Origin of the sequence: Nocardioides sp. (assembly GCF_029937575.1) — a bacterium.
GTDB lineage: Bacteria > Actinomycetota > Actinomycetes > Propionibacteriales > Nocardioidaceae > Nocardioides.
The window spans coordinates 1-10,086 of the sequence record NZ_JAPYPS010000093.1 but is presented as its reverse complement, the minus strand read 5'-3'; the positions used below and the strand labels follow the sequence as shown (position 1 = coordinate 10,086).

The window sequence follows — 10,086 nt, the reverse complement described above, 5'->3', positions numbered from 1 at the left end:
CCGCATCGATCGCCCGCACCGAGAACGTGTGCGCACCGTCGACCAGACCACTCAGAGCCCGCGGCGAACCGCAGACCTCGAAGGCCCCGCCGTCGAGCTTGCACTCGAACGAGCTGGTGTCGTCGACGGGGTCACCGGCGAAGGTGAAGGTGGCCGTCGGGACCGCGATCGTCGAACCCTCCGCCGGACCACCGGTGATCGTGGTGTCCGGAGGCGTGGTGTCGACCGGGATCGGCTGGAGCTCGAGGTCGAGATCGGTGACCTCGCTCGGGACACCCACGACCGGGGAGACGAGCAGGTCGTAGCCCTCCGCCGTCACCTGCACGTAGTAGCAGCCCTCGGCCACGTCCCACCCGTAGTAGCCGACGTTGTTGGTGACGAACGGGTTCACGTTCGGCGAGATCCCCGGGCTCGCGGCGTTGACCAGCTCACCGAGATCCGTCGGGGCCGGCTGGTCCCAGTCCGAGCCCGGCTCCTTGGTCTCGTTGGTCTCGCACGTGTTCTCGGCGTACGGCGGCTCACCGACCTGCGGCGACCACGACGGCACCTTGTACAGATGCACCTCGGCACCCACCACCGGCTCACCGCTCTCGGCATCGGTGATGATGCCGCTCGGGTCGTACAGGACGATCTCGCCCAGTGGCGTGACCACCGTGGTCTCGCCGTCGCAGACGACCTGGACGTTGAGCGGACCGTTCTGGATCTGTCCGGCCGGAATCGTCGCGGTGTAGTTCCCCGGCACGCCCTCGGCAGCCTCGAAGACGGTGCCGTTGAGGACGAGGCTGACCGACGTCGGGTCGACCTCCGGGTCGGCGCAGGCGGCCGGCACGGTCACGGTCAGGTCCGAGGGGTCGCTGAACGGCATCGCCACCGTCAGCAGCCCGGTGGTCGGGTCCGTCGTCACACTGCCCGACGTCGTCTCCACCTCGGTCGGGGTCGTCTGCACCGTCGGCGGCAACGTGTCGGCCGAGTCCAGGTAGCCCCAGAAGGCGTACAGGTCGTCCGAGGTCCCCCCGACCCGGAAGGACAGACGGAGCGTGTCGCCGATGTTGTCGGACGTGTCGAGCTGGACACCACGCCACCCCGAGGTCTTCAGCGCAGTCCCCTCACCGAACGCGCCCTGCCGGAAGGCCGCGAGGGTCTCCCCCGTGTCAGGGTCGGAGACGACCAGGTCGAACGTGAACTCGTCGTAGCCGGTGTAGTCGTAGGTGAAGAAGTTGAACGCGAACTTCTCCTCCGCCTGCGTGGCCACGAAGTCCTGGCACATGATGTTCGGACCTTCTGGCTGGTCCTCGCTGCTGCTCGGCTGTGACGAGCCCAGGCGAGCCATCGCGGCGCCCTCCCACGGAGGAGTGAAGGCGTCCGCGCCGGTCACCTCGGTGCCCTCGGTCTGGTAGCCCAGCGTCCAGCCGGTGAGGCCGTCCTCGAAGCCCATGTTGGTCAGGCTCGGATTGGCCGCGGCCGGCTCGCACGAGAAGTCCACGGGCAGGCTGAACTCGACGTACTCGAAGCCGCCCGAGTAGAAGACCTCGATCGGCTCGACGTCGCTGTACCCGCTCGGAGCTGCGACGTCGACCGTGTAGGCGCCCTCGGCGAGGCCCCCGAAGGCCACCTTGCCGTCCTCGCCCGTCAGCGATGTCGTGACAGCGCCGCCCCCGTCCTCCAGCGAGACCTCGGCGCCCGACACGGGCTGGCCGAACGGGTCGTCGTAGACGCTGACGTTGATGCCCTCGACCGGCTTGCTCAGCGCGAACGGGTCCAGTGTGGTGGTGTCCTCGGTGATCTCCACCTCGAAGTAGCCGTCGAAGTAGTCCTCCGCAGAGACGTAGAACTCGGTGGACCCGGGACGCAGCTCCACCGTGAAGGCGCCGGCTTCATCGGTCTCGAACTCGGCGCCGGAGAACTCGCCGTACACCTCGACGTAGGCGGCGGCGATGCCGTCACCGGTCACGGCGTCGACGACCGACCCGGACACGGTGACCGGGTCCGGCAGCGCGGTCAGCTCGAACGGCGGGAGCGTGGTGGTGTCCTCGGCGATGTCGACCTCGGCATAGCCGTCGTCGTAGTCCTCGGCGTAGATGTAGAACTCGGTGTAGCCGGGCCGCAGGTCGATGCTGAAGGTCCCGTCCCCGAGCGTCTCGACCTCCTCGTAGGTATCTCCGTACGCCTCGACGGAGGCTCCCGCGATGCCGTCACCCGAGTCGGCGTCGACGACCGACCCCGTCACCGTGATCGGGTCGGGCAGCGCCACCAGCTCGATGTCCGGCAGCGCGGTGGTGTCCTCGGTCACCTCGACCTCGAGGTGACCGTCCTCGTAGCCGTCGGCCTCCACGTACAGGTCGTAGAAGCCCGGCGAGAGGTCGAGGCCGTAGCTACCGTCGGACGACGTGTAGTCCTCGTCGTAGAGGTCTCCGTAGGCGTAGACGTAGGCGCCCTCGACGGCCGCTCCGCCGTCTGCGTCGATGACGGAGCCGGTGACGGCGACCGGGTCCGGAAGCGCCTCCAGCTCGAAGTCCGGCAGTGCCGTGGTGCCGGCGGTCACCTCGAACTCGAGGTAGCCGTCCAGGTAGCCGTCGGCCTCGGCGTACAGGTCGTAGACGCCGGGCTCGAGGTTCAGGCCGTAGCTGCCGTCGGACGAGGTGTAGTCCTCGTCGTAGTCGGGGCCGTCGGCATAGACGTAGGCGCCCTCGATGGCGGCGCCGCCGTCGGCGGCAACGACCGAGCCGGTCACCGAGACCGGGGCCGCATGGGCGGGAGTCGCCGCCCAGAGAGATGCGCCGCTGACAGCGACGACGAAGGCCAGCAACCTGACCAGGAAACCGCGAATGTGCATAGGTGGTCGTTCCTCCGGATGTTCCAAGTGATCCACGGGAGAGGGTTCGGACTGCTGCTCCACGGGGCGCTCGCGCGCAGGTGGAGCCCACAGCCCAGGAGGCCGGGTAGGCCTACGGGAGCGCCGTCAGCACCTGCTCGGCACGAGCCGAGGAGCCGGTGCTGGACAGGCATGTCGGAGACGGGTGGCGCGGCTGGTCGACAGCACCGACGTGTGGTGCGCCGCTGCGACGAGGATGAGACTGGGGAGCATGAAGTGCCACCGTTCGAGCTTCGCGTCGTCACCCCTTGACGACCAGCAGGCGCATTCGACCACGGCACCTCGCCGGCGACCAGCGAAAGCCACAATCCCGGACACTGGTCTAGACGCCTCGCCCATTCCGAACACCCCGCGGCGCGGACGGACGCCCTCGAGTCAGAGTCCCCCGAGCACGAACCCGGCACCTTCCAACGCCGCCCTGCAGGCCCGCGCGTGGCCGACCGCCCCCGGGCTGTCACCGTGCACGCAGACCGAGTGCACCGACGCGGCGAGGTCGACCGCGCGGGCGGCGATCCGGGCGCTGTCGTCCAGCACCGCACCGGGCTGATCGCGCGCCAGCAACCGCCCGTCCTCGCCGTAGCCACGATCGGGGAAGCCCTCCAGCAGGACCGCCCGTCCCGCGGCGTAGGCCTGGTCGAGAAGCCGGCCGGGCATGCCCAGCACCGGCAGCCGACCTGACCCGTCGAGCACCGCGGCGGCCTGCTCCTCGTCGTCCAGCACCCGGTGGTAGAGCGCGCCGTGGGGCTTGAGGTAGCGGACGTCGGTGCCGGCGGCCCGGGCGATCTCGGTGAGCACGCCGACCTGGTGCGCCACCTGCTCCCGGAGGAGCTCGTAGGCGACGTCGACAGCCACTCGCCCGAAGTTCGGCCGGTCCGCGTAGGAGACCTGGGCTCCCACGGAGACACCGTGCTGGACCGCTCCCTCGCAGACCCGAGCCATGATCTGCGCCGTCCCGGCGTGGTAGCCGCACGCGACGTTGGCGCTGGTGACCACCTGCAGCAATGCCGCGTCGTCGGTGATCTCCTCGCCGAGGTCGGCGTTGAGGTCGATCGTCCTCGGCTGTGCCATCACGACCCGAGCCTCTCACCCGGCTACCGTTCGTCCAATGAGCCAGCCCCTGCCGCCCACCGCCGCGCGGCGACCCGTCACCAGCGAGCACCACGGCCACCAGCGCGTCGACGACTACGAGTGGCTGCGTGAGAAGGAGTCTCCCGAGGTGGTCGCCCACCTCGAGGCCGAGAACGCCTACGCCCAGGCACGCACCGCCCACCTCGCCGACCTGCGGGGGACGATCTTCGACGAGATCAAGGCGCGGACCCGGCAGACCGACCTGTCCGTGCCGTCACGCCTGCGCGACCACTGGTACTACGGCCGCTCCTTCGAGGGCCGCGAGTACGGCGCCTCCTGTCGGGTACCGGTCAGCGGGCCCGACGACTGGACGCCGCCGCAGCCCGCCGAGGACGCCTCCCCGGACCAGCCCGCGCTGCCCGGCGAGGAGGTGCTGCTGGACCTCGACGAGCTCGCGCAGGGCCACGACTTCTTCTCCCTCGGCGGCTCGAGCATCAGCCCCGACAGCACCCTGCTCGCCTACGCCATCGACGTCGTGGGAGACGAGCGCTACACGATCCGGGTCAAGGACCTCACGACCGGTGACCTGCTCGATGACGAGATCGTCGGAGCCCTGGGCGGAGCCACCTGGGACCGCTCGGGCAGCGACCTGTTCTACACGACCGTTGACGAGTCCTGGCGCGCCGACAAGATCTGGCGCCACAGCCTCGGCACCCGGCAGGCCGACGACGAGCTGGTCTTCCACGAGACCGACGGCCGCTTCTGGGTGGGCGTCGGCCGCACCCGCACCGACCGCTTCATCATGGTCGCCTCGGGTTCGAAGACCACGAGCGAGTACCACGTGCTCGACGCCGACGCGCCCGAGCTCGGACTGCGCTGCTTCGCGCCTCGCCAGGAGGGTCTGGAGTACTCCGTCGAGCACGCCGTCATCGCCGGTGAGGACCGGTTCCTGGTGATGCACAACGGCTCCGGAGCCGACTTCGAGCTGGGCGTGACCCCGCCGAGCCCGACCCCGCGTGACGCGTGGACCCCGCTGATCGCCCACGACCCCGCCGTACGGCTCGAGGACGTGGACGCGTTCGCCGGCCACCTGGTGGTCCACCAGCGCAGCCAGGGCCTGACCCAGCTGCGCATCCTGGAGCTCGGGGAGGCGGGTGCTCACGGCGTGGTCGACGACTACCTCGTCGAGTTCGACGAGCCGGTCTACACCGTCGGGTCGGGCGCCAACCCTCGCTTCGACCAGCCGACGGTGCGTCTGGGCTACACGACCATGGCGATCCCGTCGTCGGTCTACGACTACGACGTGCGCAGCCGCGAGCTGAGCCTGCTCAAGCGCGCACCCGTGCTGGGTGGCTACGACCCCGCCGACTACGAGGAACACCGCGTCTGGGCCCCTTCGAGCGACGGCGCCTCGGTGCCGGTCTCGGTGGTCTGCCGCCGCGACGCGCGCGCCTCCGGGCAGCCGTTGCCGCTTCACCTCTACGCCTACGGCGCCTACGAGATGTCGATGGACCCCTCCTTCTCGATCGCTCGGCTGTCGCTGCTCGACCGCGGCGTCGCGTTCGCGATCGCACACGTGCGTGGCGGCGGCGAGATGGGCCGGCACTGGTACGACGACGGCAAGCTCGCCCACAAGCAGCACTCCTTCGACGACTTCGTCGCCGCCGCCCGCCACCTCGTCACCGAAGGCTGGACCACGCACGACCGGATCGTCGGCGAGGGGGCCAGCGCCGGCGGCCTGCTGGCCGGGGCGGTGGCCAACCAGGCTCCCGACGACTTCGCCGGGATCGTCGCCGGGGTGCCGTTCGTCGACCCGCTCACCTCGATGCTCGACTCGTCGTTGCCGCTGACGGTGACGGAGTACGACGAGTGGGGCAACCCCGAGGCCGACCCGGAGGCCTACGCCACCATCGCGGCGTACTCCCCCTACGACAACGTCGCACCCCGCCGCTACCCGGCCATCCTGGCCGAGACCTCCTTCCACGACACGCGGGTGCTCTACGTCGAGCCGGCCAAGTGGGTCGCCAGGCTGAGGGAGGTCGTCGAGTCACCGGACGTGATCATGAAGATCGAGATGTCCGCAGGTCACGGCGGCGTGTCGGGCCGCTACCAGGCCTGGAAGGACCGCGCCTTCACCCTCGCGTGGGTGCTCGACGTGCTCGGTCTGGCTCCGGAGCCCACGTCCCCAGTCTGAAAAGTCGGCTGCTGCCCTGAGAAGTCCCTGAGATGTGGCTCGCTCGGCAACTCTGGGCCAATCCGGAGCGTCCTTACCCACGAAGGACTTCCAAGCCTTCGGGGTGATGTGGGAATCCACCACACCCCGCCACCGTTGTAACAGACGTGGCCAGAGACCTGGCCAAGACGTAAGGAGGGTCCCCATGGCAACCAGGACCGCAACCAAGACGACGCGGGTGACGCGCGAGATCGAGGGCCGCGACAGCGTCGGCCTGTATCTCGACGAGATCGCCCGCAACCCCCTGCTCGACGCAGCCATGGAGGTCGAGCTCTCCAAGACGATCGAGGCCGGCCTGATGGCCGAGGCACTGCTCGCGGAGGGTCGCGTCGGACGCAAGAAGGGCGGTGCGCCGATGCGCGCCTCCGAGGAGGAGCTCGAGTGGCTCGCCGAGGAGGGCCGCAAGGCCGTCGACACCTTCATCACCGCCAACCTGCGACTGGTGGTGTCGATCGCTCGCAAGTACGGCCGGGCGCAGATGCCGATGCTCGACCTCATCCAGGAGGGCAACACCGGCCTGATCCGCGCGGTGGAGAAGTTCGACTACACCAAGGGCTACAAGTTCTCGACCTACGCCACCTGGTGGGTACGTCAGGCCATCACCCGCGGCATCGCCCAGCAGGCCCGCGTCGTGCGGCTGCCGGTGCACGTCGTGGAGGAGCTCAACCAGGTCGGCGGTGCCCGCCGCACGCTGGAGCGCCAGCTCGGCCGCGATCCGGAGCCCGAGGAGATCGCCACCGAGCTCGGGCTGGACGTCGATCGCGTCCTGGACCTGATGGCCTGGGGCCGCGAGCACGTCAGCCTGGACACTCCCGTGGACGAGGACGGCGACACTTCGCTGGGCGACCTGATGGCGCAGGAGACTTCCCCCTCGCCTGACCTGACCGTCCTCGACGTCGAGGCCCGCGACCGGCTCAACGCCCTCGTCGGGCACCTCGACGAGCGGGCGGCCGACATCATCCGCTCGCGCTACGGCTTGGTCGACGGACGCCAGCACAAGCTCGCCGACATCGGCACCAAGCACGGCATCTCCGCCGAGCGGGTCCGCCAGCTCGAGCGGGAGGCGCTGCAGAAGCTGCGCCGCATCGGTGACCCCGACCTGGCCGCTTGATCGTCGCTGCCCGGTCGCACCCCTGACCGCTGCCAGACCCACCCACCCGGGCGCAGCAGCGAACCGACGAAAGCCTCCGCCACCCCCTTGGCGGAGGCTTTCGTGTGCTCCCGCCCCCGGCCGAGATCGGTAGCCTGGAGTCGTGCTGATCGGCCCCGGCGACCTGAGCGACCCCGACGTGGTGGCCTTCCTCGAGGCCCATGTGGCCCAGCTGCGCTCGATGGGCCCTCCCGAGTCGACCCACGTGCTCGACCTGGCGGGCCTGCAGGCGCCCGGCATGAGCTTCTACACGGCGTACGACGCGGGAGAGCTGGTCGGCTGCGCGGCGCTCAAGGATCTGGGCGACGGCCACGCCGAGCTCAAGTCGATGCGGACCGCCCCGGACCGCGTCCGCGAGGGCATCGCGCAGCGACTGCTCGTCCACGTGCTCGACGAGGCTCGGGCCTCGGGCTTCTCCCGCGTGAGCCTGGAGACCGGGTCGTACGCGTTCTTCCACCCCGCGCACGGGCTCTACCTCGCGCACGGGTTCGTGGAGTGCGACCCGTTCGGGTGCTACCGGCCGGACCCGCTGAGCACGTTCATGACGCGGGAGCTGTGAGCCCCTCGTAGATCTCTACGACCCGGGCCCGCAGGTCCTCCATGGAGCCGGTGTTGTCGACGACGTACGACGCGATGGCGAGGCGGTCCTCGCGACGGGCCTGGGAGCCGATCCGGGAACGGGCATCGGCCTCGGTCCAGCCACGGTCCTCCAGCATCCGCCGGACCTGCAGCTCCTCGGGCGCGTCCACGACGACGACCTCGTCGAACTCGTCGGCGCGGCCGGACTCCGCCAGCAGCGGGATGTCGTGGATGACGACGTCGTCGGGGCCGGTGGCGGCCTCCAGCTCGGCGTAGCGCTCGAAGACGAGCGGGTGCACGATGGCCTCGAGCTGCTTGCGCCTGGCCTCGTCGTTGAAGACGATCGCGCCCATCGCCGGCCGGTCGAGGTCGCCCTCGGGCGTCAGCAGCTCGGGGCCGAACGCCTCCACCACCGCCGCGAGCCCCGGCGTACCCCTCTCGACCACCTCGCGGGCGAGCTGGTCGCCGTCGATGATCACCGCTCCGAGCTCCGCGAAGATCGCCGAGACCGTGCTCTTGCCCGAGGCGATCCCGCCGGTGAGTCCTACGCGCATGGACTCACCGTACGGGGGCCGGCGACGGTGTGGAGGCGTGGCTCAGCAGCCGTGGTTGACCTGGGCGCAGGTGTCGATCCCCCACTCGAGCGGAAAGCCCTGCACGAACCCACCCTCGTAGGAGATCTCGACCTCGATCTCAGGCAGCTTCGTCTGGTTGACCTTCGGGTCCGCGAGGGGGCCGTCGGTCGGCGTGTAGTCCATCGCCCAGTACGCCGCGCCGTCGCGGCCCTCGGCGAGCTCGGCCGGCACGGTCACGCCCCCGGGGAAGGTGTAGACGATGGACAGGTACTCGTCTCGATCGCTGTAGAGCACGCCCCCGGCGGTGAAGCTCGTCCTGAGGGTGCCGTCGGCGGCGACGACCGTGTCGGTGCTGACCTGGTAGGGCTCGACCGAGTCGAAGCGCGACGGACGGGCGATCGTCTCGTCGGCCTGCACCGTCACGATGTCGCCGTGCACGCTGCAGAGCTGCCACCGGGTGCCGTCGCTGTAGAACGCCGCGCTGCCGAGGTCGTCGGAGAACGTGAGCACCTCCTCGGCCTTCTCGATGCCGAGCTCGGGCCGGCACGCGGTCTCGAGCGCGGCGGGCGCGTTCGCAGGCTCGGGGTCAGTGGTCGGCTCATCGGTGGTCGGCTCGGTGGTCGGCTCATTGGTTGGCTCATCGGTCGTGGTGACCGTGGCCGGCCCGGCCGGGGCCAGCTCGGGCATGTTGTCGCCACCGGACGCCACGACGGTGCTGACGAGGGCGATCAGGGCAACGGCTGCCACCGCACCCGCCGGCACGAGCCAGCGCCGCTCTGTTGCCGGCTCCTGGACTCCGGCCAGGACCTGTTGCCGGATCCGCGCCTTCGCGGCCGGGTCGAGCGAGACGTCGGGAGGGGTGAGGTCGTCGTTCATGAGGAGACTCCTGGAAGGTCGTGGGAGGTCAGTCGGGCTCGATCCCGACCGGGATGTCCAGCGCGGCGGCGGCCTGCTCATAGCTGAGGCCCGACCACGCGACGAGGGACAGCACGTCGCGCTCGCGCTGGGGCAGCCGCTCGATCGCGTCGAGCACCAACCGCATCCGCTTCTCCTCGTCGAGACGTTCAGCCACGGACTCGGCGTGGTCCGGGGCGCTGCTCTCCCGAGGCACCCGGGCGACGGCCTGCAGGTGGCGGCGCCGCTTGCGGGTGAGGTTGCGGCAGACGTTGGTCGCGACGCCGTACAGCCACGGGAGTGCCGACTCCTCGTGCACCTGCACGCGCCGGTGGTGGCTCCACACCTCGAGGAACGTCGTCGCGGTCGCGTCCTCGGCGTCCGCGCGGTCACCGGTCAGGCGGAAGCAGTGGCCGAAGATCCGGTCGGCGTGCCGGTCGAACAGACTGGCGAGCGCCTCGCGCTCCCCTGCCTGCAGCGCCGCTGCGAGCTCGGTCTCCGACGGGTCGGTCATGGTGTCCTCCGGTGGGCTCATACCCAGTCATGTCCGCAGCACACGACGAGTTCCCATCTGTCTCAGAAGACTGATGAGTGGAGCCGTCGAGCTCGTCGGCGACGAGGGTCGCCACGGCCTCGACGTCGCCATGCGCTCGGTCGGGCGTTACACGGAATTAATTCCATTTGGTAGTAATCGGCAACGCCGGCTTCCTAGGTT

The 10,086-nt window shown here is 70.0% G+C and carries 8 protein-coding genes; 3 read left to right on the top strand and 5 right to left on the bottom strand.

Annotated elements, in window-relative coordinates; all coding sequences use genetic code 11:
- On the bottom strand, nucleotides 1-2,833 hold a 2,833-nt coding region (locus Q1K33_RS19420; protein ID WP_300406407.1), incomplete at its 3' end, for a carboxypeptidase-like regulatory domain-containing protein.
- A 414-nt stretch (nucleotides 2,834-3,247) separates the two neighbouring features.
- Nucleotides 3,248-3,940 (bottom strand): 5-oxoprolinase subunit PxpA, encoded by a 693-nt coding sequence (locus Q1K33_RS19415; protein WP_300406409.1) that lies wholly within the window; start codon nucleotides 3,938-3,940, stop codon nucleotides 3,248-3,250.
- A 37-nt stretch (nucleotides 3,941-3,977) separates the two neighbouring features.
- Between Q1K33_RS19415 and Q1K33_RS19410 the strand changes: the two genes are divergently transcribed.
- The 3 genes from Q1K33_RS19410 to Q1K33_RS19400 all read left to right on the top strand — a co-directional run bounded on the left by Q1K33_RS19410 (nucleotide 3,978) and on the right by Q1K33_RS19400 (nucleotide 7,882).
- The gene (locus tag Q1K33_RS19410; RefSeq protein WP_300406406.1) at nucleotides 3,978-6,134 is read left to right on the top strand and encodes a S9 family peptidase; all 2,157 of its coding nucleotides are present in this window, start codon (nucleotides 3,978-3,980) and stop codon (nucleotides 6,132-6,134) included.
- Nucleotides 6,135-6,318: 184 nt separating this feature from the next.
- Nucleotides 6,319-7,284, top strand: coding sequence for a sigma-70 family RNA polymerase sigma factor (locus Q1K33_RS19405; RefSeq protein ID WP_300406405.1), 966 nt, complete (start codon nucleotides 6,319-6,321; stop codon nucleotides 7,282-7,284).
- 142 nt (nucleotides 7,285-7,426) lie between these two features.
- Complete coding sequence (locus Q1K33_RS19400; RefSeq protein WP_300406404.1) at nucleotides 7,427-7,882, top strand: GNAT family N-acetyltransferase; 456 nt, start codon at nucleotides 7,427-7,429, stop codon at nucleotides 7,880-7,882.
- Here the strand turns inward: Q1K33_RS19400 and coaE are convergent.
- Genes coaE through Q1K33_RS19385 form a run of 3 tightly spaced genes read right to left on the bottom strand, consistent with a single transcriptional unit; the run spans nucleotide 7,863 to nucleotide 9,885 of the window.
- Nucleotides 7,863-8,456, bottom strand: coding sequence for a dephospho-CoA kinase (gene coaE / locus Q1K33_RS19395; RefSeq protein WP_300406403.1), 594 nt, complete (start codon nucleotides 8,454-8,456; stop codon nucleotides 7,863-7,865). The two genes, Q1K33_RS19400 and coaE, sit on opposite strands and share 20 nt — an antisense overlap.
- 42 nt (nucleotides 8,457-8,498) lie before the next feature.
- On the bottom strand, nucleotides 8,499-9,353 hold the full coding sequence (locus Q1K33_RS19390; protein WP_300406402.1) for a hypothetical protein: 855 nt from the start codon (nucleotides 9,351-9,353) through the stop codon (nucleotides 8,499-8,501).
- Between the two features lie 28 nt (nucleotides 9,354-9,381).
- On the bottom strand, nucleotides 9,382-9,885 hold the full coding sequence (locus tag Q1K33_RS19385) for an RNA polymerase sigma factor (protein WP_300406401.1): 504 nt from the start codon (nucleotides 9,883-9,885) through the stop codon (nucleotides 9,382-9,384).
- Nucleotides 9,886-10,086: the final 201 nt, after the last annotated feature.